At 39.7% G+C, this 25,045-nt stretch carries 23 protein-coding genes; 17 read left to right on the forward strand and 6 right to left on the reverse strand.

What is annotated here, in order from left to right; all coding sequences use genetic code 11:
* Window positions 1–117: 117 nt before the first annotated feature.
* Window positions 118–999 (reverse strand): LysR family transcriptional regulator, encoded by an 882-nt coding sequence (locus LI164_RS14045; RefSeq protein ID WP_005332202.1) that lies wholly within the window; start codon window positions 997–999, stop codon window positions 118–120.
* 367 nt (window positions 1,000–1,366) lie between these two features.
* Here LI164_RS14045 and LI164_RS14050 point away from each other — a divergent pair, with 367 nt between their 5' ends.
* The 16 genes from LI164_RS14050 to mutY all read left to right on the forward strand — a co-directional run bounded on the left by LI164_RS14050 (window position 1,367) and on the right by mutY (window position 17,992).
* Window positions 1,367–2,110: a DUF6198 family protein gene (locus LI164_RS14050; RefSeq protein ID WP_005332200.1), complete on the forward strand. Its 744-nt coding sequence runs from the start codon at window positions 1,367–1,369 to the stop codon at window positions 2,108–2,110.
* A gap of 320 nt (window positions 2,111–2,430) precedes the next feature.
* A complete protein-coding gene (locus LI164_RS14055; protein WP_052302914.1) occupies window positions 2,431–3,501 on the forward strand; it encodes a BMP family ABC transporter substrate-binding protein in 1,071 nt (356 codons plus the stop codon).
* A gap of 87 nt (window positions 3,502–3,588) precedes the next feature.
* Window positions 3,589–5,118: an ABC transporter ATP-binding protein gene (locus LI164_RS14060; protein ID WP_005332184.1), complete on the forward strand. Its 1,530-nt coding sequence runs from the start codon at window positions 3,589–3,591 to the stop codon at window positions 5,116–5,118.
* The gene (locus LI164_RS14065; protein ID WP_005332183.1) at window positions 5,108–6,208 is read left to right on the forward strand and encodes an ABC transporter permease; all 1,101 of its coding nucleotides are present in this window, start codon (window positions 5,108–5,110) and stop codon (window positions 6,206–6,208) included. The genes LI164_RS14060 and LI164_RS14065 overlap by 11 nt, the downstream gene beginning before the upstream one ends.
* Window positions 6,205–7,113, forward strand: coding sequence for an ABC transporter permease (locus tag LI164_RS14070; protein WP_005332182.1), 909 nt, complete (start codon window positions 6,205–6,207; stop codon window positions 7,111–7,113). The genes LI164_RS14065 and LI164_RS14070 overlap by 4 nt, the downstream gene beginning before the upstream one ends.
* A gap of 20 nt (window positions 7,114–7,133) precedes the next feature.
* The gene (locus tag LI164_RS14075) at window positions 7,134–8,177 is read left to right on the forward strand and encodes a nitrogenase component 1 (protein WP_005332181.1); all 1,044 of its coding nucleotides are present in this window, start codon (window positions 7,134–7,136) and stop codon (window positions 8,175–8,177) included.
* 35 nt (window positions 8,178–8,212) lie between these two features.
* Window positions 8,213–9,490 (forward strand): nitrogenase component 1, encoded by a 1,278-nt coding sequence (locus LI164_RS14080; RefSeq protein ID WP_117607070.1) that lies wholly within the window; start codon window positions 8,213–8,215, stop codon window positions 9,488–9,490.
* Window positions 9,487–10,233 (forward strand): P-loop NTPase, encoded by a 747-nt coding sequence (locus tag LI164_RS14085; RefSeq protein WP_005332179.1) that lies wholly within the window; start codon window positions 9,487–9,489, stop codon window positions 10,231–10,233. The genes LI164_RS14080 and LI164_RS14085 overlap by 4 nt, the downstream gene beginning before the upstream one ends.
* Before the next feature lie 2 nt (window positions 10,234–10,235).
* The gene (locus tag LI164_RS14090) at window positions 10,236–11,168 is read left to right on the forward strand and encodes a carbohydrate kinase family protein (protein WP_005332178.1); all 933 of its coding nucleotides are present in this window, start codon (window positions 10,236–10,238) and stop codon (window positions 11,166–11,168) included.
* A 20-nt stretch (window positions 11,169–11,188) separates the two neighbouring features.
* Window positions 11,189–11,971: a pseudouridine-5'-phosphate glycosidase gene (locus tag LI164_RS14095; protein ID WP_161597500.1), complete on the forward strand. Its 783-nt coding sequence runs from the start codon at window positions 11,189–11,191 to the stop codon at window positions 11,969–11,971.
* A gap of 423 nt (window positions 11,972–12,394) precedes the next feature.
* Window positions 12,395–13,543, forward strand: a complete 1,149-nt coding sequence (locus LI164_RS14100; RefSeq protein WP_005332176.1) for a double-cubane-cluster-containing anaerobic reductase — start codon at window positions 12,395–12,397, stop codon at window positions 13,541–13,543.
* Between the two features lie 253 nt (window positions 13,544–13,796).
* A complete protein-coding gene (gene nth / locus LI164_RS14105) occupies window positions 13,797–14,435 on the forward strand; it encodes an endonuclease III (RefSeq protein ID WP_005338846.1) in 639 nt (212 codons plus the stop codon).
* A 1-nt stretch (window position 14,436) separates the two neighbouring features.
* Window positions 14,437–14,721: a hypothetical protein gene (locus LI164_RS14110; protein ID WP_005332174.1), complete on the forward strand. Its 285-nt coding sequence runs from the start codon at window positions 14,437–14,439 to the stop codon at window positions 14,719–14,721.
* Window positions 14,722–14,738: 17 nt separating this feature from the next.
* Window positions 14,739–15,263 (forward strand): cob(I)yrinic acid a,c-diamide adenosyltransferase, encoded by a 525-nt coding sequence (locus LI164_RS14115; protein WP_005332173.1) that lies wholly within the window; start codon window positions 14,739–14,741, stop codon window positions 15,261–15,263.
* 147 nt (window positions 15,264–15,410) lie between these two features.
* On the forward strand, window positions 15,411–16,088 hold the full coding sequence (locus LI164_RS14120) for a GTP pyrophosphokinase family protein (protein WP_005332172.1): 678 nt from the start codon (window positions 15,411–15,413) through the stop codon (window positions 16,086–16,088).
* A gap of 62 nt (window positions 16,089–16,150) precedes the next feature.
* Window positions 16,151–17,992: an A/G-specific adenine glycosylase gene (gene mutY / locus LI164_RS14125; protein ID WP_040015410.1), complete on the forward strand. Its 1,842-nt coding sequence runs from the start codon at window positions 16,151–16,153 to the stop codon at window positions 17,990–17,992.
* A 160-nt stretch (window positions 17,993–18,152) separates the two neighbouring features.
* Here the strand turns inward: mutY and LI164_RS14130 are convergent, their stop codons facing one another.
* The 5 genes from LI164_RS14130 to LI164_RS14150 form a co-directional block, all read right to left on the reverse strand.
* Window positions 18,153–18,575: a bacteriohemerythrin gene (locus LI164_RS14130; protein ID WP_117607060.1), complete on the reverse strand. Its 423-nt coding sequence runs from the start codon at window positions 18,573–18,575 to the stop codon at window positions 18,153–18,155.
* Between the two features lie 64 nt (window positions 18,576–18,639).
* A complete protein-coding gene (locus LI164_RS14135; protein WP_117495767.1) occupies window positions 18,640–19,443 on the reverse strand; it encodes a phosphatase PAP2 family protein in 804 nt (267 codons plus the stop codon).
* Window positions 19,443–20,267 (reverse strand): glycerophosphodiester phosphodiesterase, encoded by an 825-nt coding sequence (locus LI164_RS14140; RefSeq protein ID WP_029732162.1) that lies wholly within the window; start codon window positions 20,265–20,267, stop codon window positions 19,443–19,445. The genes LI164_RS14135 and LI164_RS14140 overlap by 1 nt, the downstream gene beginning before the upstream one ends.
* A gap of 31 nt (window positions 20,268–20,298) precedes the next feature.
* Window positions 20,299–21,216 (reverse strand): diacylglycerol kinase family protein, encoded by a 918-nt coding sequence (locus tag LI164_RS14145; RefSeq protein WP_215683445.1) that lies wholly within the window; start codon window positions 21,214–21,216, stop codon window positions 20,299–20,301.
* Between the two features lie 614 nt (window positions 21,217–21,830).
* Window positions 21,831–22,424 carry a TetR/AcrR family transcriptional regulator gene (locus LI164_RS14150; protein ID WP_005332152.1) on the reverse strand — a complete coding sequence of 198 codons (594 nt, stop codon included), beginning with the start codon at window positions 22,422–22,424 and terminating at the stop codon, window positions 21,831–21,833.
* 396 nt (window positions 22,425–22,820) lie between these two features.
* Between LI164_RS14150 and LI164_RS14155 the strand changes: the two genes are divergently transcribed.
* A complete protein-coding gene (locus tag LI164_RS14155) occupies window positions 22,821–24,974 on the forward strand; it encodes a Tex family protein (protein ID WP_005332150.1) in 2,154 nt (717 codons plus the stop codon).
* Window positions 24,975–25,045: the final 71 nt, after the last annotated feature.

Raw genomic sequence — 25,045 nt, forward strand, 5'->3', positions numbered from 1 at the left:
CTACTAAAATCCTTAACTTAATGACATTGTTTTCAAAAAAACCCCGTCCCCAATTTCACTTCAACCTGTCCCTTTTTAAATTGTGTCAAAATTCCAACCGCCATTTTCCGGGCTTTCCTAAAATTCCAACCTGTCCCTTTTTGAATTGTGTATAATCTGGCTCCAAATTGTTTTTTCGCCATGGCTTCTGACCCCATCGCGTCTGCGGATTGCATAAAAGGTCGACTCCCATTTTGTCTCGGAAAGTGGAAGAACGTCTACATTCCGGTTTTTGAAGATATCCAGATATGGCAGGACAGAGATGCCAAATCCGTGTTCAATCATATTTAAAATCACTTCTATTTCTTCAGCTTCGCAGGCAGGGGCTGCAGAAATTTGATAATCTTTGTAAATTTGTTCCTGAAGCTTTCGCATTGGGCTTGTCCGTGTGAAGAAAATCTGTGGGTATGTAGTAATATCACGAAAGGTGAAAGCTTCTTTTGATATTAATTCATGTCCTTTTGGAACGACGATTCCAACATAGGATTTTTGAACAGGGCAGTATTCAAATAGTTCTGATGAGGGCTGTCCGGAGCAAAAGCCAAGATCATAAGTCATAGTTTCCAGACCGTGAAGAATATCCGGGGTCATTCCATTGTAAATTGCAAATGGAAACTTCAAAGAACAGGATTGGATCAGTTCCGGAATGAAGCTTCTGGCCAGGGGATAGACGCTGGCAATCCGGATGATTTTATCTTCTCGGTGGAAGTCAGAGATGGTCTGTTCTAATTCGTCCAAGTTGTTTAAAATGACATCTATATATTTTTTTATTTCTAGTCCATAAGGGCTAAGTCGTACATTTCTACCGGTTTTCTCAAAAAGTGGAAGTCCATAGTCTTTTTCCAAAGAATGAATTGCATGGCTGAGTCCCGGCTGGGAAATGTTTAATTCTTTTGCAGCATTTCCATAATGTTGGAGTTCTGCAAGAGTGGAAAAGTAGCGAAGGTAATCGGTGTTCATAAATAATCCTTTCAGTTATATGTGTCAAGAGGTCCTATGATGCCTGCGGATTGTTTCGCGCTGCGCACTCTCACAATCCTACCCAATATTATACTATATTCATTCTAAAATAGAATAGATATATTCGAAAAATACATTAGTATTTATGAATTCTTGGGTCTATACTAAAATACGGTCAGCAAAATCTGACTGAAATTATACAGAAAAATTAACATTCAAGAATGCCTCGGCATTCTTGCTGCGAGGTGCGCGTCATGCAATGCATGACATACTTCTACTGCGCACCTCTGCAAGTCTACACTCCGTTTCGGTCGGCGCAAAACCATTGTCCACCGGACAATGTGCGCCCTGCCGGAGGCTATATCAGATGTATGCAGTAAAAGTATATGAGGCGTATATCACAACAAGATTAAAAGAAAAGAGGATTATCATGAATAAAAAATATCTCCCTGGAGAACTGGCTCTTTGCATCGTACTGATCATCAACAGTCTTGGAGTGTGCCTGATGGCAAAGAGTGGCTTTGGAATTTCAACGATTTCATCTGTGCCATTTGTATTCAATAAAGTATTTCCGGCACTGTCGTTTGGAACATGGAATTACATTTTCCAGACAATGCTCGTATTAACACTTATGATTTTAAAGAAAGCATTTTGTTTCGAATATATCTTTTCCTTTGTTGTAGGAATCGGTTTTGGGAAAATGATTGATGTCCACGATGCGTGGCTGGCACTTCTGCCAAATACAATGGCGTTAAATGTACTGTATTTTGCATTGGGATTTTTGATTATCGGCTTTGGAATCGCACTGGCGAATCGCTGTATGCTTCCGATTATTCCGACGGATACATTTCCAAGGGATATGTCAGAGATTCTGAACAAACCATATAAATATGTGAAGACCACATTTGACTTGTGTTGTCTGACTACAACACTGGTACTTTCCATTGGAATCCTTCACGGACTTCACGGTGTAGGAATCGGAACAGTGCTCTGCGCATTCATTACAGGAAAGACCGTATCCATGTTTCAGAAAGTGTTAGATGACCATGTTGTATTCTATCGCGCGGTAATTCGTCCGACGAAGCCGGAGATATCCGGACGGACGGTGTAAGATGGATTCTCTAAAAACTAGAACTTCGATATAGAAATAAGTTTCAGAGACATTGCTTTTTTGAAAAAAAGTTATGCCTCTTTTTTTAATCAAAAAGGAAAACAAAATATTTAATAAGATTTTTAGTGAATATATACAAGTCTATGATATACTTTTTGTTAATTCTGACTGTTTAGATAGGAATGATGAGAAGGTGAAAAATAATGCAATAGATTATAACAATAAAAAGGCTTAATCATACAAATAATCAATTTGCCAATTATATGAAGAGGAGAATACAATATAGATGTTATCAATATTATATAGGAGGAAATAGAGAAATGAAAAAGAAACTAATTGGAATGATGCTTGTACTTGCAATGATGGCGTCTCTGCTTACAGCATGTGGAAAGTCTAATTCAAGTTCAGACAGCAACTCAACAAAAAAGGCAAAAAGTGAAAGCAGCGAAAACTTAACATCTGATGGTAAGGCAAAGAAAGCTTGTTATATTACAAATTCACCATTAGGTAACGACTTCACAGATTCTATTTGGTCTGGTTTTCAGGCTATGAAAGATAAGGGCTGGGAGGTTAAGAGTATTGAAGTTAGTGAAGAAGGCGAGTATGCAGAGCAGATTCGTGCCATGGCAGCAGAAGGATACACTGCAATCTTCACAATGTTTGATGAAGTAAGTGACGTGGCGTTAGAGCTTGCAGACGAGCTGAAAGAGGAGTATCCAGACCTTCATATTTTCATGCTTGATACATATATGGAGCACGATAAAACAAATTGCACAAGTGTTTCAGTAGATCCGTTCGAGTCATCATTCGTTGCAGGTTTCGTGGCAGCAAATATGACACAGACTGGAACAGTAGGATGGATTGGACATTCTGATATTCTCAAAATTTGGAGATTCAGAGATGGATTTAAAGCTGGGGTAGCTTATGCAAATAATGGAACACAGGTTGTGACCGCATTTACAGGAGATTATAAAGATCCTGTAAAAGGACAGGAGACAGCAAAAGCAATGATTGATGAGTACCCGGTAGATATTATTTATCAGTGTGATTATCTTGGAGGAAGTGGCGTCATTTCCGCATGTGCAGATGCTGGTATCAAATGTATCGGTGTAGATGACTGGCAGGGTGGAATTGATAAATGTGTATTCTGGTCAGCAATCAAAGCTATGAATGTAGCAGTAGAGTCTATTCTTCAGGATGTAGATGACGGAAGAGAATTTCCTACGGCAATTAACTTTGACTTAAGTTCAGGCGGTAGAGTTTATGATGATCGTGACTGGAATAACATTCCAAAAGATCTTCAGGATAAAGTAACAGAACTTATCAATGGAATCAAATCTGGAGATGTAGATGTTTACGCAGGATTTGATGAGTACAGATTACAGTACTAAGAATAAGTATAATTAGCAGTGATAAGATGGCGGTTCTTTTTATAAGAATCGCCATTTGTTCTAACGAAAGAAGACAGTGGAGACGGTATGGAGAGCAACGAATATATTCTTGAATTAAATAATATATATAAGCAGTTTGGCAACTTAATTGCGAATAATCACGTAAGCATTAAAATAAAAAGAAATTCCATCCATGCCATAGTGGGAGAAAATGGTGCGGGGAAAAGCACATTGATGAATATATTGACCTGTGTTTATAAGATGGATGCAGGAAAGATTCTCTTAAATGGAAAAGAAGTACATTTCCATTCACCCAAGGATGCAGCAAAGGCCGGTATCGGTATGGTACATCAGGAGTTCATGCTTTATAAAGGAATGACCGTATTAGAAAATATTATACTGGGAACAGAAAGAAGTCATATAGGTTTCCTAAATAAAAAAAGAGACTATAAAGATATTGAAGAAATCAGTAATAAATATCATTTTCAGCTTCCATTGAAGGAAAAAATTGATGAATTACCGGTTGCTATGTTGCAGCAGATTGAAATTGTAAAAGTATTGTACAGAGAAGCGGAAATATTTATTTTTGATGAGCCGACTTCAGTACTTACGCCACAGGGAGTGAAAGGCTTATTTCAGGCATTTCAGTTTTTGAAAGAGAAAGGAAAGACAATCATATTTATCACGCATAAGCTTCAGGAAGTTCTTGAAATTGCAGATTATGTGACAGTTCTAAAAGATGGAAAAGCAATTGGAACAAGAAAAAACGAGGGACTTACTGAGGAGATACTTGCAAGTATGATGGTTGGACGTGAGGTCATGCTTCATGCAAATAAACCGGCATGTGAAAGCGGTGAGATTATTTTAAGCGTCAATCATTTGTCGGTGAAAGATTTTAATAATATTTTGCGAGTGGATGATGTGTCTTTTGATATTCACGAAGGAGAAATCGTTGGTATAGCAGGAGTTGCTGGATCAGGACAGAGCGAAATTGCAGCGACTCTTATGGGACTTGTTTCGCCAGAGCCGGACAGTGAAATCTGTTTTCTGGGAAAGGATATAAAGAATAAAAGTGTAAGAGAAAGAAGAGCTTTAGGAATAGGATATGTACCGCAAGATCGTATGAAAAATGGAATCAATAGACAGGGAACAGTCTGGGAAAATGCAATTATGGGATATCATTTGCAGCATGGAGTAAAAAAGAGTGGTGTCATAAATTTTAAGGAAGTACATGATTTTACAGATGATGTGGTAAATCAATATAGTGTAAAAGTGCAGAAAGATGAAGATATTGCCGGTACTTTGTCAGGAGGAAATATACAGAAACTGATTGTTGGAAGGGAATTTTCTCAAGATAAGAAGTTGTTGATTATTGAGGATCCAACCAGAGGAATTGATGTGGGAGCTATTGAATTTATCTGGAAAAAGATTATTGATATTTCGAGGAAAGGAGCTGCGGTTCTGCTTATCAGTCATGAATTGAATGAAGTTATGCAGTTATCAGACCGGATATTGATTGCATACAATAAAAAATTGCAGGCTCCAAAGAATTCAACTTCTCTTTCAGAAGAAGAAATAGGATTATTGATGGCAGGAGGAAAGATAAGTGAGCAGTAAATGGAAAGAAAAATGGAAAGATATGCGAATGATCTGCCTACAGTATGTGATTGCATTGCTCCTTACGTTAGCGTTGGGAGCACTTCTGATCTATCGTCTGGGGGAGCAGCCAATGACTGCTGTTTATTACATCTGGGATGGGGCTTTTGGGAGCCTTTACAAATTTGGCAGTACATTAAGATGGATGACTCCATGCCTTTTTACCGGAATTGCAGTATCATTTGCATTTAAATCAGGAATCTTTAATTGTGGAATTCAGGGACAAGTATACATGGGGGCAATCACAGCGGCTACGATAGGTTATGCAGTGCCGATGCCAGCCGGAATTCATGCGTTTGTTTGTATCGCAGCAGCAGGGATTGTCGGAATGCTATGGGCATTGATTCCTGCAATTATGAGATTATATTTTAAAATAGACGAAGTTATTACTTCGCTGATGTTTTGCTTTATTGCAACCTATATTACTTCATATATTGTAATCTGGAAAATTATTGGTGGAAAAGCAGATTCTATGGCATCACAGGCAAATGCGTCACCACAGATTATGGACACAGCAAGAATTCCGAAGCTAATCAAGGGAACAGAATTAAATTGTGGAATGTTGTTTGGATTAGTGATAGTAATCGTTATCTTTTTAATCTATAAACATACAAAAATTGGATATGAGCTGAAGCAGATAGGTCAAAATATAGAGTTCTGCAAAGCAGGAGGAGTCAATACAACAAAGTTATTCCTTGGAGTATTTTTGATTTCCGGATTGATTTCCGGATTGTGTGGTGGAATCGAAGTATCTGGTTCTTATGGAAGATTTAATACAAATTTCAGTAGTAATATCGGATGGGATGGAATTATGATTGCCAGAGTGGCAGGGAATAACCCACTTGGAGTGATTGCTGTTTCGTTTGTCTGGGGTGCTTTAAAAGCAGGAGCAATGAATATGGAACGCCTTACAACATTGAACCGACTTACAGTTAATATTATTCAGATGTTTTTTGTATTATTGATATCTGTTGATTTTAAAGCATTGTGGAAACGTTTTGGTGTTTACAGACAACGTCGGAAGATTAAAAAGATGGAGGAAACAGTATGATAAAAATATTATTTGGAACGATTACTCTGTCTGCAACATTAAGACTTGCGACTCCGATTATCATAGCAGCTGTAGGAGGAAGTTTTTCACATAAAGCGGGTACTTTTAACATTGCATTCGAATGTTTTATGTTATTTGGCGCATTTTTTGGAGCATATGGAAGTTATCTGACGGGTAGTCCGATGGCAGGAGCGCTGCTGGCGGCTGTTTCGGGAGGGGTACTTTCTCTTGTATTTGGATTATTTGTATTTATTTTAAAGGCAAACCCGATGATTATCAGTATTGCTATGAATAACGGAGCCTGGGCAGTCACGACGCTTATGTTGACACTGGTATGGGGAGTCAGAGGATCCTTTGTAAGCCCGGAAATTGTTAGTTTTAAAACACTGGATATTCCAGTACTTCGAAATATTCCTTACATAAAGAATATTGCAAATAACCAGATTATACTTGTGTATATGGCATATGCAATTATTATCATCGGAACAATTATTATGTATAAGACAAAGTTCGGACTGCGAGTCAGAGGAATCGGTATCAATGATGTGGCAGCCCAGACCGCTGGTGTAAATGTTGGAGCGACTAAGTGGATTGCGCTGATTATTATGGGAACAATGGTTGCTTTTGCAGGAGCCTACTGTCCATTGTGTGGGTTAAGTACATTTTCAGAAAATATGACAGCAGGAAGAGGATTCCTGGCGTATGCATCAGTACTTGTTGGAGATGGAAATCCACTGGTCAGTGGTTTGATAGCGGTAGTTTTTGCATACGCAGATGCATTAATGCTTACACTGACACAAAAAGGATATCCAACACAGTTGATTCAAACATTTCCTTATGTAGCAGTTATTATTGTATTATTTGTAACAAATATAAAGAATTTTAAAAAGAGTGCAAGTGTGTAAGAAAATGGCAGGTGATGTAAATGAAAAATTTATTTAAAAGACTTCCTACTTTTTCAGCAGATTACAGTGGCGTATGCAATGCCATACAGCATATGCGCTGTCTGATAATACTACATGGTCAGGGAGGATGCATTGGCGGAGTGAGTACATGTGATGACTTTGAAAAAGAAAAGAATGAAGAACGCATTTTATTTACAAAGATATCAGAAATTGATACTGTGACCGGAAATGATCGTAAAATTCTAAATCAGATTGTCTTAGATTCACAGGAGATAGAGCATGATTTTATTGTTATAGCAGGTTCTCCAATTCCAATGCTGATTGGTACAGACTGGAAAGCATGGGTGAGAGAATTGGAAGAAGCTACAGGAAAACCTGTGATTGCGATGAATACCAAAGGATTTTTAACTTATGAGGAGGGAGAAAAGGCAGTTTTTCTGGAATTGGAAAAAAAATTTTCCAAACCGGCAAAAAAAGAAAATCGTGTGAATATTATTGGGGATACGTGTTTGTCCGGCTGGACAGAGGACAGGCGGACAAACTTAAAAAGCAACCTGCAAAGACAATACGATAAAGTCATTTCATGGAATGATAATGCTGGGATAGACGAGTTACAGAAGATGTGTAGTGCCAGTATAAATATTGTGGCATCTGTCTCAGCACTTCCGACAGTCAGGAAGCTGGAAGAGGATTATGGAGTTCCATATATGATAGCAGAGGAGGAGTTAAAAGAGATAAAGGGAATGGAAGTATTTAATAAGACAGGATCTATTTTACTGGTTGGAGAACAGGTGATTATGAATCAATACAGAAAACAATTCCGAAAAAATGGATATACGGGTCGAATTTCCGTATGCAATTTCTTTGAGATGAATCCAGAATGGATGGAAGAAGGAGACTGCCGTCTGGAGGGCGAAGATGACTATATAAAATACCTCAAAGAGCAGGAAGGTTATGAATATATTGTTGGAGATTCGCTGTTGGAACAGTTTGGGGGATATCAAAAGGAATTTATAAATGTACCGCAAATTGCACTGAGTGGAAGATTATTAAATGACAGGTGATATGTGAAAAAGATTTTGAAGCGGGAGCGAGAAATATGAGTACAAGATCAATTTTTAGTATTGAGGAAGTTTATCAGTCAATTAAAGAGGAAAAAAATTTGACAGAAAGTCATCTTGGCGTTCCGGGAAATTCAAAAGGTTGTGGAGGAATTATAGATATTGCATTGATGATTCCGGAATCAGTGGTGCTATTTGTAGCACCACTCGGGTGTGCGCGTCATGTGACAACTCACAGCTGGCAGCGGGATGGCAGAGTATTTGCACTGGCATTAGATGAGGCAGAAGTTGTAACTGGTGCACATCTCAACACCATTGAACAGGCAATTTTGGAGATTTATGATGATTGCAGAAATAAGCCAAAACTGCTAACTATATGTGGTTCCTGTATTGATCGTTTGATGGCATCGGATTTTGAAATGGTGGCAGATCGGTTATATGGACAGATGCCTGGAAGAATCCTGGTCATCTGGATGGACCCAGTAGTAGGAAGAAAGGAACATTGCCAGGTCAGATGCTGGGATAAAGTTTATTCTATGTGGAGGACAGGTGAAAAGAAAAACCTGTCAGTGAATCTTATAGGTCGTCTGTATCCACTGGCACAGAATAGTGAACTTCCACAATTACTGAAAAAAGCTGGAGTCGAGAACGTAAAGCATATGGCTGAGTGTGAAACACTGGAAGAGTTTTATGAGATGGGAGATGCATCATTAAATATTCTTGGAAGTAATCTTGGTGAGAAAGCGGCAAAAAAACTGCAGAAAACAAAAGGGATTCCGTATATAAAATGTCAGCCAACATTATCGGTAGAAAAAGTGCATAATATGTACAGGCAACTGGAAGATATTTTAAAAATTAAAATCTGTGATGAAGAAATTTATAGATTCACGAAAAAAGAAGTGGAACGATTCAAAAATGAGCGCAAAAACAATCCGGTACATATGGCAATAGGAGAAGCTTATGCGAGCCATGAAGATGCTTTTTCCATGGCAAAGGAGATTGCAGAATTAGGAATTAGTGTTGACTGGATTTATTCCGATGGGAAATTTAGTGGAAAAGCGGAACAGATTACCTGGCTGTATGAAAATCAGAAAAATGCAAAAATTTTGCTATTATCACATCCGGGCAGCAGGAAAATGATGCTAGATCCGCCAGAAGTGGATGTGGCATGGGGGATGAATGAAAAGTGGTTTTTAAAGAAAAAGAATAATCATTGGATTGATGTAGAAAGCAGACCAATAGACTGTGATTATGCTAGTGTTTTATGGTTTATAAATGTTGTAGAAAATGAATTGAAAAGAAGGAAAGATAAATGAAAAAGATTGCAATTTATGGAAAGGGTGGAATTGGAAAATCCACAGTGACAGGAAATCTGGCGGTAGCATTTGCGCAGACTGGGTATCGGGTGCTTCAGATTGGCTGTGACCCCAAGGCAGATTCTACAATGAACATAGTAGGAGAACAGGGAATAGAACCTGTCATGGATGTTCTGCGAGGTGGGAATATACATCCAGCATTGGAGGATATTTGTAAAGTCGGATTTGCAGGAGTATACTGTGTAGAGGCAGGAGGACCAATTCCGGGAATGGGATGCGCAGGTCGAGGAATCATTACAACATTCGAATTACTGGAAGAGCTGGAAGCATTTGAAAAAATTAATCCGGACATTGTATTATTTGATGTTCTGGGTGATGTTGTTTGTGGAGGATTTGCAGCACCGATTAGAGAAAATTACGCAGATGAGGTAATCATTGTTACCTCCGGTGAGAAAATGTCCCTATATGCAGCAGGGAATATTGTAAAGGCGGTAAAATCTTTTGAGACTCGTGGATATGCGTCGGTGAAAGGCGTCATATTAAACCGACGGAATGTTGAAGATGAAGAAGTGGAAGTTGTCAGATTTTTAGAGGAAAACGAATTACCACTATTAGGTGATATCCCACGTGATAATTTGATTCAGCAGTGCGAGAAGAAATCACAGACTGTGTTGGAAGGAGCAAAAGAGTCAGAGGTGGCGGAAATGTTTCGATATCTTGCAAAGAAGATAGTGGAGGAATAATTATGATTCACAGAATTTTGTCACTTGGAACGATTGCAGTCGATACAATGCTTTATATTGACAAAATGCCAGGAAAAGATGGATTTGGACATGTATATTCTGAAAAAGTTGTTCCAGGAGGCAGCAGTGCAAATGTCGCTGTTGCAGTAAAAGAATTAGGAAATATAGTTTTACAGTCAGGGAAAATAGCAGATGATTCATTTGGAGTTATTATTGAAAACAATCTGAAAGAAGAAGGAATTGATACAAGATATCTGGTGACAGAACCAGGTGGGGAATCTTTACATACGTATATTGTTGTGGATAAATCAGGAGAGCATTTTATTCTAGCAAATTCCGGAAACTGTGTAATGAATCTTGAAAAAGAAGAAATACCAGACCAGTTGTTTGAAGATATTGATTTATTTTATACAGATCTTGCATCTCCAAGGGCAGCAGTTTATATTGCTGGAGAATGTTACAGGAGAGAAATTCCGGTTGTGTATAATCTTCAGAATCCACCATCTATGGATCAAGGGGTAACATCAGAAGTTATAGATGAAATGTTGGAATATACCAGTTTATTTATTACAGGTAAAGCCACAATCTGTGCGACAACAGGAGTAGATGACCCAGTTCAGGCAGTGAAGACATTTATCGGAGAGCACCATCTTCCAGACGGATTCATCTGCACCCAGGGATGTGCTGGGGCAGACTGGTTTGCAGAAGAAGAATACCATTGTGGTATCTGTGAAGTAGACAGTGTCGATACGACCGGAGCCGGAGATGCATATATTGCTGCAATTATGGATTCTTATTACTGTGAACAGAAATCAAAGCAGGAAAGTATGAAAGATGCGGCAGTTGTTGCAGCATTAAAGACAATGCAGACAGGACCGCGTTTTAGCATGGACAGAGAAAAACTAGAAGAAGTGAGAACGATGTATATATCGTAAAAATGATTGGTGGAAGAATTATGAATGAAAAATATCTGGTGGAAAGTTGTTTACTTACACATGGCCTTCGTTCTGTTACAGATGAAGAGATGATGCAGACATGGCAGGGAGTAAATGCGACATTTGCTTGGATAGATAAAGGAAAAATACAAACTGGTTCTGTGGAACAATTCATAGAATTTCGAAAAAGAAAGATTAAGCTCAGAGTAAATTACAAAAATATAGATGAGATGCTGGAGAAAAAGGTCCCGGGAGCATTAACTGCGTCAGGAACAATGGAAGCATGCCGGAGATTAGAAATTCCGACAGCTGTGACATGTGGAATTGGAGGAATCGGAAATGTTCCGGGAGAAAAAATTTGCACAGATCTGCCTGCCTTGGCAGAAATTCCGGTAAATCTTGTTGCAACATCTCCAAAGGATATGATAAATATTCCACAGACATTTACATGGCTTCGAGAAAGAGGTGTAAAAATTTTCGGATATCATACTGATTACTGTACAGGATATGTATTTTACAGCGCACATGAGAAATTGGACGGAACGTTTGATACAGTACCAATGGAGCGGACAGGCAAAACATTACTTTTAAATCCAATACCGATGGAAGATAGAATTCAGGATAATCAGATTCTGGAACAGGCTGTAAAAGAAGCATTTGAGGCAGTGAAAAGAGGTGAGTATTTTCATCCGGCTGCCAATGGAGCAATAGACAAACTGACAGACGGAAAAGCTTCTTATATTCAACTAGCATCTATTGTAGAAAATGCAAAACTTGCAGAAAACATAGCAAAAACCCGTTAGCCTTTCGACCAACGGGTTTTTGTTGTTGTTATAGTTATCTAAAGGAATGAGAGTAAGTGCTTTCGCACTTTATGAGGGGGAGATAGTTGATTTATGTCTCTCAACTATCTGACTTTATTATAGCCAAGAATTATGTCTAAAATATGTTAAAACAATAAAACAAATCTGAAATTTCTTATGAAAACCTTAAGAAAACAGGAAAGCAGGTTAAGAAACATATAACAGACTGGATAAATACGTATTCAATGCGTAAGGACTTTTGCAACTGGTAAAGGTTCTTGCACCTGGTAAGATTTCTTGAAACTATAGATAAATAAAATACATACACGTATATATTATAAATACCAATTTGTCCGATATTAATAAAGAGACTACAATAAAAATTATATGTTGAGGAAAATGAAAACTTAAGGAGGAAGCAACATGGAGTTAGTAAAAGAATTGCCTGAGATTTTCGAAGAATTTGCAGAGCAGAGGCAGAAATCATTTTTGGTCATGAAAGAGGTAAAAGATAAGGGGATTCCAGTAATTGGCGCGTATTGTACATATTTTCCACAGGAAATTGCCATGGCTATGGGAGCTGTAACAGTCGGACTTTGTTCCACATCTGATGAGACAATCCCGGTTGCAGAAAAAGATCTTCCAAAGAACCTTTGCCCGATGGTAAAAGCAAGTTATGGTTTTGCTGTAACTGACAAATGTCCATTTTTCTATTTTTCAGATGTGGTTGTCGGGGAAACAACTTGCGATGGAAAGAAAAAAATGTACGAGTTAATGAAAGAATTTAAAAATGTGTATATTATGGAACTTCCAAATACGCAGAACGAATCAGCATTAGAACTTTGGAAAAAAGAGATTATACGATTCAAAGAATATCTTGAAGAGACATTTAACACAACAATCACAGAAGAACAGGTTCGCCATGCAGTTCATGTTGCTAACCAGGGACGGCTGGCACTTCGCAGGTTTTACGAGACAATGAAAAATGATCCGGCGCCAATGGAAGGTTCCAAGCTTTTTAATGTTCTTTATGGAAGCCAGTTCAAATTTGATAAAGAAGCAATGCCGGCAGAAATTGATGCACTGACAGAAAAAATCATGAAAGAATACAAAGAAGGAGAAAAGCCAGAGAGACGAAAGAGAATTCTCCTGACAGGCTGCCCAAGCAGCGGTGCTCCGATGAAGGTTGTAAAAGCAATTGAAGAAAATGGTGGAAATGTCGTTGTATATGAGAATTGTGGCGGTGCGAAGTCAGTGGATCGCCTGATTGATGAAGATGCAGAAGACATTTATCAGGCAATAGCAGAACGTTATCTGGCAATTGGCTGTTCTGTCATGACTCCAGACACGAATCGTTATGAATTGTTGGAAAGATTGCTTGACGAGTATCAGGTAGAAGGAGTTGTTGAGATGACCCTTCAGGCCTGTCATACATATAACATTGAGGCAAAGAGCATCGAGAAGCGTGTAAAAGAAAAAGGACTTCCTTATATTCATATCGAAACAGACTACTCACAGGCAGATGTAGGACAGCTTGATACACGAATCGCAGCATTCCTTGAGATGATTTAAGGATACTACGAACATAAAAGAGTAGCATTTGCAGACTAAAAAAGGTCCACCGGACCTTTTTGTCGTATGCTTGGCAACAAAAAGCAGGTAACTTAGTGTTATCTGCTTTTGTCATGTCGGAAAGTGTGTTATTATATCAGATATGAGATGGCTCTCGCCTTTGCAGATGGCGAGCAAAAAATCCGAGGCATTTTTGAACACATTTTTGAACAAAAGTTGTTCTATTGTCAGACCGATAAAAGGAGAGATTAGCATGCGAAAAAAAGAACTGGCTCTGGAAGTAATCCGTCGCCTGAAAGAAGAATATCCGGATGCGGATTGTACATTAGATTATGATGAAGCTTGGAAGCTTCTTGTCAGTGTACGTCTGGCAGCCCAGTGTACAGATGCGAGGGTCAATGTAGTCGTAGAAGATCTCTATGCAAAATTTCCAGATGTAAATGCACTTGCAGATGCGCCGGTGGAGGAGATAGAAGAGATCGTAAGACCGTGTGGACTTGGAAAAAGTAAAGCAAGAGACATCAGTGCATGCATGAAGATACTTCGGGATGAATATAATGGAAAAGTCCCAGATGATTTTGACAAATTATTAAAGCTCCCGGGAGTGGGAAGAAAGAGCGCGAATCTGATTATGGGGGATGTGTTCGGCAAGCCGGCAATTGTTACAGATACGCATTGCATCAGATTATGTAATCGAATCGGACTTGTAGACAAGATGAAAGATCCGAAAAAAGTAGAGATGGCATTGTGGAAGATTATACCACCAGAAGAAGGAAACAGCTTCTGCCACAGACTGGTTAACCATGGAAGAGAAGTATGTACAGCCAGAACAAAACCTTATTGCGATAAATGCTGCCTCCAGGACATTTGTAAGAAAGTGGATGTAAAATAATATGGCAAATGTAATAGATATGTTAGATGAATTACAGAACCGGGCGTTAAAAGAACCAGAACTTAAGGAACGGCTTAAGAACACAAAGAAGGAAAAAGAACCGCTTAGTGCATTTTGCAGAGTCTGTCAGGAGCTGGGATATGAAATTTATGAAATGGATATTATTTGCGCAGGAGAGGAATTCCATGCTGCTATGAAAAGAAGTACGAATGGTGGGGGAGAAAATTCACCAATGCTTGCCGGAGAAGATGATTTTTACGAATTATTTATGGCAAATTTGAAATAAGAAATGGAGAATTGTAGATGATAGGAACTGGAAGGATACATGTATATTACGGAGACGGAAAAGGAAAAACGACAGCGGCTATGGGATTAGTGCTGCGTGCGGCAGGAAGTGGTCTGGATGTTCTGATGTTCCAGTTTTTAAAAGACAACTCTTCCAGTGAACGTGTTATTTTGGAGCAGATCCCGAATGTGACCTGTCTGCCGGGAAAAGATCGTGTGAAGTTCGTTAGCAAGATGAATGCAGACGAAAAAGCAAGATTAAAGCATTATAACAATAAAGCACTGGATGAGATTATAAAATTTTGCGGTCCATTTGATGTACTGGTACTGGACGAAATATTATGTGCAGTGCAGCTGGGCGTATTAAGTGAAGAAAAGCTTGTTGAATTTCTGGAGCACAAACCACGTGGTCTGGAAATTGTGCTGACCGGTCATGTTGTCTCAGATAAAGTGCTGGAGCTTGCTGATTATGTAACCGAGATCCGAAAAGTCAAACATCCATATGATCAGGGAATTACAGCAAGAGAAGGAATTGAATATTAAGAAAAACCAGTGGATATCATAGAGGGGAGTCTTCAGCCCCGAATATCATTTATTAAGTTTTCGTGAACAGACCCACAAGTGAAGTGGAGTGTGTTATAATAAACAAGTACGAATTTTTCTCTTCAATATGGAGAGGAGAAGTGAAATATGGATCGTGTAATAAAGAATTATGAAGATGTCGATAGTTGGAAAACGGTTATGTTCTTATACCAGTCGGCATTAAAAGAAGTCGGAACAAAACTGGAGATATTGAATGATGAATTTCAACATGTTCATCAGTATAATCCGATTGAACATATTAAGACAAGAGTAAAGACAGCAGAGAGTATCGTAAAGAAACTGAAACGTTACGGATATGAGACTTCCATAGAGAATATGGTAAAGTATATCAACGATATTGCAGGTGTGCGGCTCATTTGTTCCTTTACATCAGACATTTATCGTCTTGCAGAGATGATTGGTAATCAGAGCGACTTGAAGGTTCTGTCCATCAAAGATTATATCAAGAACCCGAAAGAAAGTGGATATAAGAGTTATCATATGCTGGTGTCTGTGCCGATTTTCTTGTCTGACAGTGTTGTTGATACAAAAGTTGAGATACAGATTCGGACCATTGCCATGGATTTCTGGGCAAGTCTGGAACATAAGATATATTATAAATTTGAGGGAAATGCACCGGATTACATCAGCCGGGAGTTGCGGGAATGTGCGGAGATGGTATCTTCGTTAGATGACAAGATGTTGTCACTCAACGAGGCAATCCAGACGTGTGTCCTGGAGCAGGAAGAGAAAGAAAATCGTACGAATGAAGAAAGTCTGAGTTAATATACTCAGGCTTTCTTTTGGGAAAGTGCTACTTTCAGGAAATAATTGGGAAAGGGAAATATATGAAATATCAGAATATCCGAGTAGGACATTTTATCAGCCGTCCGAACCGATTTATTGCAAAAATAGAGATTGAAGGCGCAGAAGAGACAGTTCATGTAAAGAATACCGGACGATGTGCGGAACTGCTGGTACCAGGGGCAGAAGTCTATGTCCAGGACAGCCAGCAGGAAGCCGAAGACTGGTTGTCAGATAATGAATTTTTACAAGGTGAAATGCAGACGGCGGTTAGTTCAAAATCTACGAATATTGGGAAAAAACGTAAGACGCGCTGGGACTTGATTGCTGTAAGAAAAGGGGATAGGCTGATTAATATGGACTCCCAGATCCCCAATAAAATCGTAAAAGAATGGCTGGAACAGGAAAAATGGAATCACAATCTGCACAACCAGAGTGATCGAATTCATGGTATCACAAAAATTCAGCCGGAGTACACATATGGAAAATCAAGGATCGATCTCTATGTAGAAGCCCAGAATCGAAAAGTTTTGATTGAAGTCAAAGGTGTAACATTAGAAGAAAATGGTGTTGTGCGATTTCCGGATGCCCCAAGCGAGCGCGCGGTAAAGCATGTCCATGAACTAAAAGAAGCATTAAAAAAAGGTTACGAATGCTATGTGTTTTTTGTAATACAAATGTCTGGCGTGCGTTATTTTACGCCGAACATGGACACACATCCGGAATTTAAAGAAGCACTTAAAGAGGCAGCAGAAGCCGGAGTACATGTAGTTGCTTACGATTGTTCGGTCAGAGAAGATGAAATCCGGATACAAGATCCAGTCCCGGTAATATTAGAAAACCCGGAATTGTATGAACTGAGCCAGGTGCTGGTACCATGGTATCAAAAAGCACGAAGAGATCTTCCATGGCGTCACACCACAGACCCATATCGAATCTGGGTTTCAGAAATAATGCTTCAGCAGACACGAGTAGAAGCAGTAAAGCGCTATTATGCAAGGTTCATGGAAGCACTTCCGAATGTAAATGCTCTGGCAAATGTTGAAGAAGACAAGCTCTTAAAATTATGGGAAGGCCTTGGATATTACAACCGTGTCCGGAATATGCAAAAAGCAGCCAGACAGATCATGGTAGATTACAATGGGACATTTCCAAAGACATATGAAGAAATTCAGTCACTCACCGGCATTGGCAATTACACTGCCGGAGCAATCAGTTCATTTTCCTTCGGACTTCCGTATCCAGCGGTAGACGGCAACGTTCTGCGCGTTATAACAAGAATCACTGCAGACGACAGCGACATCATGAAGCAAAGCACAAGAAAACAAATCGAAGAAAAACTTAAAAAAGTTATTCCAAAAGATTGCGCAGGAGATTTTAACCAGGGACTCATTGAACTCGGCGCAATTGTGTGCGTTCCAAATGGAGAACCCAAATGCGAAGAATGTCCGGCAGCACCATTTTGCCAGGCAAGAATACAAGGAAAAATCCAGGAACTTCCAGTAAAAGAAAAAGCAAAAGCAAGACGAATCGAAAAAAAGACAGTGTTCATCTTGCGAGATGAAGATAAGATTGCTATTTGCAAACGACCAGCAAAAGGACTTCTGGCAGGACTTTACGAACTCCCGAACATAGAAGAACACTTGAACAAAAAAGAGATAACACAGTATTGCAAAGAGATTGGACTCATGCCGATTCACATAAAAAAATTGCCCGCAGCAAAACACATTTTCAGCCACATCGAATGGCAGATGATCGGATATGATATACGCGTAGACGAATTGGAAAAAACAAACAACAAGAAATATCTTTTCATTCACCCAGAAGAAATTCAAAAAGAGTATCCCATCCCGTCAGCGTTCGAAAAGTATATGAAATTGATATAATTTTAATTGGGGACGGGGTTTTTTCAAAAAAACCCCGTCCCCAATTAAAATTTAACCTGTCCCAATTAAAATTGTCTTAATTGTACAAAAAAATCGTATTCCTTTTTCAAGGAATACGATTTGAGGTTACATATATTTAAGATCCATGTATGAATCCTGATTATAATCTTCCGCCGTTTTCGCGCATATTAATATATTCTGCAACGGAACGGTCAAAACTGCTGATGTGGCGATAGAACCACTTTACTACATGTTCTTCTACCTTCTGAACGAATGCATCAGAAGGACCTTCTTCTTCCTGGAGCATCTCATTCAACTCTTGAATCGTCTGTTTGAATTCTTCGTGTTTTGCATGGTGTTTGTCGTAATCCGGATAACAGACTTCTTTCTGAAGTGCTTCTTCATCGCCAAAGTGTGTGTCTGTGTACTTGGCAAGGTAGTCTAACATCTTTATTGCACTTATTTTTCCTTCGCCTGCTTCACAACTGTCGAGGAGTTTGTTGATTCGACCGATTAATTCTTCGTGCTGTGAATCGATTAATTCGTTTCCGGTAATCAGATCATCTGTAAATTCTGCTCTCATATTTATTCTACCCCTTCTTTCGTGTGTATATCAAACAGGAGACATCTCCCGTTTTAACCAAATATTAAATCAATTGCTGTGAAAGTTTTGTCTCTTTCTTTTCCTGCGTTGCATATACAAATGGATAAATCATACATGCCATTGCGAGGGCAGCGATCACATCTGTGATGGAATGCTGTTTCAAAAATACTGTAGAGAAAATAATCAAAATTCCAAGTACATAGGAACCAATCTGAACTCCGCGGTGCTTTTTCAGGGATGTGCTGTGGGCAATTGCTGCCATAGCTCCGATGGAGTTATAAACGTGAATACTCGGCAGCACATTGGTCGGGGTATCCATCGAATATATCATTCGCACCAAATCCGTGAAGATATTTTCCCGTGGAAATGTGACTGGACGCAGGTTCAGTCCATTCGGGAAAATGGTACAGACAATGAGGAAAATGGTCATACCGCTGCACAGAAATGCTGCCAGCCGGTAAAAGTCTCTGCGGTTCGTAAAGAAAAAGTATGCACCGGTTACGGCGAGAAATACGAACCATAATAAGTATGGAATAATAAAGTACTCGACAAATGGGATATAATCATCCAGTGGTGAGTGGATGAGATAGTGGATTGTCTGACGCTTTTCCAGGTAGCAGAACCATGGCATATAAATCAGACCATATAACAGAACCCATGCATGCCGGTACTTCAGAATCAACGATTTCATTTTGGATATCGCTTTCATATGAATCCCCTTTTCAAACGAATAAATCTTAATCAGGTTACGTTCTTTTGTTTCAAACGGATAAATCTTAATCAGGTTACGTTCTTTTGTTTCAAACGGATTATAACATGAAATCATCTGTGCAACAAGGAAGTTCACTATTTGTTAATAATTTTTACCGGATTTTCAAAAATCTGAATATCGTATTCCTGTTTCCCCTCGTGGATAGCGTCTTTTGTGCGAAGTGTCCACACTGCGATGGTTGTTCCGGAGAAAATGCGCAGCAATGTCACCGTGAGTTTGGGCAGGTCAGTTAATTTATAAGCAATAAAGTCCGGGCGCCCAAGAAAATTACACCACAGATTTTCCACAAAGAACCGTAAAAACCAGGATACATCGGATTTCTCCTTTGTCAGTCTGGAAGATAATTGTCCTCTTAGAACTTCCGGAGCATTTTTCCGGAACCAGTACAGACCTTCGGAATTAAAGGATTCAAGAAGAAATGCACCGTGGTAAGAGCGTAGCATTTCGTATGCTTTTTGACAAATCTGCATGTTTCGTTCCGGAATTTTTAACTCTACAAGGAGTGGAACCTGGTCATTTACGAGTGCCAGCACATCGCGAAACAGCGGGATATGTTCTTTCGTACCAAGAAGCGTACATTTTGTCAGCTCCGCAGCAGTCAGATCCTCCGGACGTTCCGGTCGTCCGCAGACACGTTTCAGGTCATCGTCGTGGAAGACGACCAGCTCACCGTCGCGTGTCAGATGAAGATCCAGTTCAATTCCGTAATTTTTTTGAATTGCGGCGCGAAAAGCTGACATGGAATTTTCCGGAATTCCGTGAGTCTTACTGTGAAGCCCTCTGTGGGCGAACATAATTCCATGAAATGCTTTCATGCGCTTTTGTCTGGACATTTCCGGGAAAATCGCAAAACAATATAATAATATGAAAAGAATCAACAGTATGATGACAACATGCATGAAAAAATGCCTCCTTTATTGTTTCATATCATTAAGAGCGGATGAATCGAATCCGGTCCGGCTCCAATGCAAATGTAGCGGTGTCGGAGCGAAGATCAGCCTCACCATCCGTGTGTACAGGCAGAACCTGCACGCTTTCAATTTTAGCACTTTTGCACTGGTAGGTATAGATTCCTTTAAATTTCGTGTGCTTTCCCTTATATGCGGTCGGCAGCAGGCAGAGAATCTTGAATTTACTTAAGCCAGACACGACAATAATATCCAGCAGATCGTCTTTGGGATCCGCTTTCGGACAGAATTCAAAGCCGCCGCCCTCGTATCTTTGGTTCATAGCTGCAATAAAATACACTTTTGGAAATGTAATCGGCTTTTGATCATCCAGTGTAATCCGCATGGATTTTGGATTGGAAGTCAAAAGCAAATGGAGCGCAATGGCAGTATAGGAAAGCTTCCCAAGTTTACATTTATTCAGGAAATGCTTCAGTTTCGAAGACAGATTATTGTGGTAGCACACATCTGCATCAAAACCGATTCCGGAACTGACGGCGTAGCGTCTCTCTATTTGTGGTGTTTTCAAAAGCCCCACATTAATGTACGCGTAGTCTGTGGGATTTAAGATATGTAAGAGGGCTTTCGTCGGATCTTTTGTCAGCTTCATAGACCTGGCAAAATCATTTCCAGAGCCAATCGGGATATAAGCCAGGGTCAGCTTTGTGAGATCACGAATTCCGTTAACAACTTCGCCGATAGTGCCATCTCCGCCAAGAACGACCAGCGTGTCAGCATCGGTGTCACAGATTTGCGCAGCAAGCTTGGTACCGTGTCCCGGACGTCTGGTGAAATAAATCTGATAATCGATATGTCTTTCTTTTAATATAAGTTCTAATTGTTCCCAGATCTTAAGGCCGAGGCCGGATCTGGAATTCGGATTTACGATAAATGCATACATAGTCGTTCCTCCATCTAATCTTTTGTGTTTGAATTCAAGAATGCCTCGGCATTCTTGCTGCGAGGTGCGCGTCATGCAATTGCATGACATACTTCTACTGCGCACCTCTGCAATCCTGCCGGAGGCTATATCAGCTGGGGGATTGACTCCCACCACTGATACCAGTTTTTTTCACAACCTATAGAGGTGGGAGTCATCTCCCAGCTGATATAATTCTAGTGTATCATTATATTGCCGGAATGTCCTGCTTAATATTTGAAAATCCTTGAATTCAATCATTGTTTCGTAGTGGGATCTCGATGATAGTTGTAGTTCATTTAAACCAGAAAAACAAGAGTATTTTAAAAATATAGATAAAATCTATAAGTTACCTGCTATATAATAATAAGCAATTGGATTTTTTTTGCAACCTGGACTATAATACAAACATAAAGATATTATTGTTGGCATTAAGAAATGCCATTTCCCTTCTAAAATAGAAAGAACCTTTAAGAACGCTCACTTAAAGGTTCTTTTTATGTCTGCAAATAAAGTTCACTGCAACAAAATGCTTATTTTCAATAAAATGTTTAAATGCTTTTGAAACATTTGTATTTTTCGTACAACATCAGTTGTTAGAAGACTCCATTCATATAAGATTCCAGGGAACGTTTCATATTTCCCTCAAAATCTGCGTTCCCCTCTTTCAGGCACCATTCGAAAACATTTCCAATAACGATCATACGAATATCTGTCGTGATATCCTCAATATCCTGATTCGGGGAAATGATTCCGGCACCGATACATTTCTGCAGATAATTGTGTACAGTCACGATTGGGTACGGACGTTCGGTACGGATCAATGGGTTCAGAGACTGGTTTTTCGGAGTATAATAATTCGCCATAAATTCAACGCCGAGTTCCTGGCAATAATGCACATAATTCAGGTAGACATATACAATGGCAGATTTAACTTCATCAGCACTCTTTGGTATATCAAGAAGATCTGGGTTAATATTCGGCTGCTCTTCAATATAGTAGGAAAGCAGATCATCTTTAGTCTTAAAATGATGATAAAAACTTCCGTTAGAAACGCCGGCTTCTTCACAGATATTTTTGATAGAGAGCGCTTCGTATCCGTGCTTCTGCAAAATGTGTTTTGCAGCCCGGAAGATCTTAGCTTTCGTCTCTTTTGACTTCAGTTGCTGCTTCGATAATATTTCACTCATTTTCTTAAAAATCCCTTCGGTTTGATTCTATGCGTAGTATAACATAGAAGGAGAAAATTATCAAGAAAACAGAGCAGACTCTGTTTATACACTTTTTATAGGAACTTTTTATACAAACTGCTTCTACAAAGCTTTTCTAAAAAAATGCGAAAATGTTTTTCAGCAAATATTTCAGCAAAATGTGAAAATATGTTCCAGCCAATATTTCAGCAAAATGTGAAAATATGTTTCAGCAAATATTTCAGCAAAACGTGAATACAGAATAGGAAGATGCGTTAAGGGGTGCGCCAAGGATTTTTGAAAATGTTGTAAATAAAAAGTAGTTCGAGTATAATAATGCAATATGATGCTGCTTTTTGATACAGGCATCACGATAATGGAGAAAGGATACTATATATGGATATTAATCAGAAGATAACAGAAGAACTCGGTGTGAAACTCTGGCAGGTCGAGGCAGCGGTGAAGCTGATCGACGAGGGAAACACAATTCCATTTATTGCCAGATATCGAAAAGAAGCAACCGGAACGCTGGATGATGAACAGCTCCGTAAATTATATGAAAGACTCGTTTACCTGCGCAATCTGGAAGAAAAGAAAGAACAGGTATTAGCGTCCATCGAAGAGCAGGGAAAACTTACTGAAGAACTGAAAAAGCAGATTCTGGAAGCACAGACGCAGGTTGTTGTAGAAGACCTGTATCGTCCGTATCGGCCAAAGAGACGGACTCGCGCGACCATCGCAAAAGAAAAAGGACTGGAGCCTTTGTCCACACTGATCATGCTGCAGAAGACAAAAGAGTCTTTAGAGGAAGTTGCAAAGCAATATATAAATGAAGAAAAAGGCGTGGCAAATGTACAGGAAGCGTTGGAAGGTGCCAGAGATATTATCGCTGAGAATATTTCCGATGAGGCGGATTATAGAAGCTGGATCCGGAAGCAGACGATGCAGAAAGGACATATCATTTCCAGTGCAAAAGACGAGAAGGCAGAGTCTGTTTATGAGAATTATTATGAATTCGATGAGCCGGTGAACCGTCTGGCTGGATATCGCACGCTGGCACTAAACCGTGGCGAGAAAGAAAAATTCCTGACCGTGAAAATCGAGGCACCGCAGGAGGACATTCTCCGGTATCTGGAAAAGAAAATTATCCATGGTGAAAACCTGAGTACAACACAGATTCTCAAAGAAGCAATCGAAGACAGCTACAAGCGACTCATTGCTCCGGCAATCGAGCGCGAAATCCGAGGTGAATTGACCGAAAAAGCAGAAGATGGAGCCATCGAAGTATTTGGCAAGAATTTAGAACAGCTTCTGATGCAGCCTCCAATCGTGGGACACACAGTTCTTGGCTGGGATCCGGCATTCCGTACCGGCTGCAAACTGGCTGTCGTAGACCCAACCGGAAAAGTTGTAGACACTACCGTCATTTACCCTACAGCACCGACGACACCACAGAAAATCCAGGCTGCAAAAGACACGTTAAAAAAACTCATTGCAAAATATAATATCAGCCTTATTTCCGTTGGAAACGGAACGGCTTCACGCGAGTCCGAGATGATCATTGTAGACCTTCTGAAAGAAATTCCACAGAAAGTACAGTACATCATCGTAAATGAGGCGGGAGCTTCCGTATATTCTGCAAGTAAACTTGCAACCGAAGAATTCCCGAACTTTGATGTTGGACAGAGAAGCGCAGCGTCCATCGCAAGAAGACTGCAGGACCCACTGGCAGAACTAGTAAAAATCGATCCGAAATCCATCGGAGTCGGTCAGTACCAGCACGACATGAACCAGAAAAAGTTAAATGATACATTGTCCGGAGTCGTAGAATCTTGTGTAAACCGCGTAGGCGTAGACCTGAACACAGCTTCCGCACCACTTCTTTCCTACATATCCGGCATTACCTCAGCCATAGCGAAAAATATTGTGGCATACCGGGAAGAACAAGGAAGATTCGAGACAAGAAAGCAACTCCTAAAAGTAGCAAAATTAGGACCAAAAGCATTTGAACAATGCGCCGGATTCTTACGCATTCAAAATGGAAAAAATCCACTGGACACAACAAGCGTACATCCAGAAAGCTATGAGGCAGCAGAAAAACTCCTGAAAAAACAAGGATTTACCACCGAAGATATCTGCGCCGGTAAACTGGCAGGCTTATCCCTCACCATCAAAGACTACAAAAAACTCGCAGAAGAATTGGAAATCGGAGAAATCACACTGCGCGACATCGTAAAAGAACTGGAAAAACCAGGACGCGACCCACGAGACGAGATGCCAAAACCAATCCTCCGCACAGACGTCCTGGAAATGAAAGATTTAAAAGAAGGCATGATCTTAAAAGGAACCGTCCGAAACGTAATCGACTTTGGAGCATTTGTAGACATCGGAGTCCACCAGGACGGACTTGTACACATATCCCAGATGACAAACAAAAAATTCATCAAACATCCATTAGAAGTCGTCAGCGTAGGAGACATCGTAGACGTCAAAGTCATGAGCGTAGACTTAAAGAAAAAAAGAATACAACTCACCATGAAAGATGTGTAAGTATTTAAAACAATTTAATTGGGGACGGGGTTTTTTCAAAAACAATGTCATTAAGTTAAGGATAAAATTGT

It is taken from the genome of Dorea sp. 210702-DFI.3.125 (genome assembly GCF_020560945.1).
GTDB lineage: Bacteria > Bacillota > Clostridia > Lachnospirales > Lachnospiraceae > Dorea > Dorea formicigenerans.

Bases quoted from the DNA above. Each gene is read 5' to 3' on its own strand.
- LI164_RS14045 (WP_005332202.1), bottom strand. From the start codon at position 999: ATGAACACCGATTACCTTCGCTACTTTTCCACTCTTGCAGAACTCCAA.
- LI164_RS14050 (WP_005332200.1), top strand. From the start codon at position 1,367: ATGTATGCAGTAAAAGTATATGAGGCGTATATCACAACAAGATTAAAA.
- LI164_RS14055 (WP_052302914.1), top strand. From the start codon at position 2,431: ATGAAAAAGAAACTAATTGGAATGATGCTTGTACTTGCAATGATGGCG.
- LI164_RS14060 (WP_005332184.1), top strand. From the start codon at position 3,589: ATGGAGAGCAACGAATATATTCTTGAATTAAATAATATATATAAGCAG.
- LI164_RS14070 (WP_005332182.1), top strand. From the start codon at position 6,205: ATGATAAAAATATTATTTGGAACGATTACTCTGTCTGCAACATTAAGA.
- LI164_RS14075 (WP_005332181.1), top strand. From the start codon at position 7,134: ATGAAAAATTTATTTAAAAGACTTCCTACTTTTTCAGCAGATTACAGT.
- LI164_RS14080 (WP_117607070.1), top strand. From the start codon at position 8,213: ATGAGTACAAGATCAATTTTTAGTATTGAGGAAGTTTATCAGTCAATT.
- LI164_RS14085 (WP_005332179.1), top strand. From the start codon at position 9,487: ATGAAAAAGATTGCAATTTATGGAAAGGGTGGAATTGGAAAATCCACA.
- LI164_RS14090 (WP_005332178.1), top strand. From the start codon at position 10,236: ATGATTCACAGAATTTTGTCACTTGGAACGATTGCAGTCGATACAATG.
- LI164_RS14095 (WP_161597500.1), top strand. From the start codon at position 11,189: ATGAATGAAAAATATCTGGTGGAAAGTTGTTTACTTACACATGGCCTT.
- LI164_RS14100 (WP_005332176.1), top strand. From the start codon at position 12,395: ATGGAGTTAGTAAAAGAATTGCCTGAGATTTTCGAAGAATTTGCAGAG.
- nth (WP_005338846.1), top strand. From the start codon at position 13,797: ATGCGAAAAAAAGAACTGGCTCTGGAAGTAATCCGTCGCCTGAAAGAA.
- LI164_RS14110 (WP_005332174.1), top strand. From the start codon at position 14,437: ATGGCAAATGTAATAGATATGTTAGATGAATTACAGAACCGGGCGTTA.
- LI164_RS14115 (WP_005332173.1), top strand. From the start codon at position 14,739: ATGATAGGAACTGGAAGGATACATGTATATTACGGAGACGGAAAAGGA.
- LI164_RS14120 (WP_005332172.1), top strand. From the start codon at position 15,411: ATGGATCGTGTAATAAAGAATTATGAAGATGTCGATAGTTGGAAAACG.
- mutY (WP_040015410.1), top strand. From the start codon at position 16,151: ATGAAATATCAGAATATCCGAGTAGGACATTTTATCAGCCGTCCGAAC.
- LI164_RS14130 (WP_117607060.1), bottom strand. From the start codon at position 18,575: ATGAGAGCAGAATTTACAGATGATCTGATTACCGGAAACGAATTAATC.
- LI164_RS14140 (WP_029732162.1), bottom strand. From the start codon at position 20,267: ATGCATGTTGTCATCATACTGTTGATTCTTTTCATATTATTATATTGT.
- LI164_RS14145 (WP_215683445.1), bottom strand. From the start codon at position 21,216: ATGTATGCATTTATCGTAAATCCGAATTCCAGATCCGGCCTCGGCCTT.
- LI164_RS14150 (WP_005332152.1), bottom strand. From the start codon at position 22,424: ATGAGTGAAATATTATCGAAGCAGCAACTGAAGTCAAAAGAGACGAAA.
- LI164_RS14155 (WP_005332150.1), top strand. From the start codon at position 22,821: ATGGATATTAATCAGAAGATAACAGAAGAACTCGGTGTGAAACTCTGG.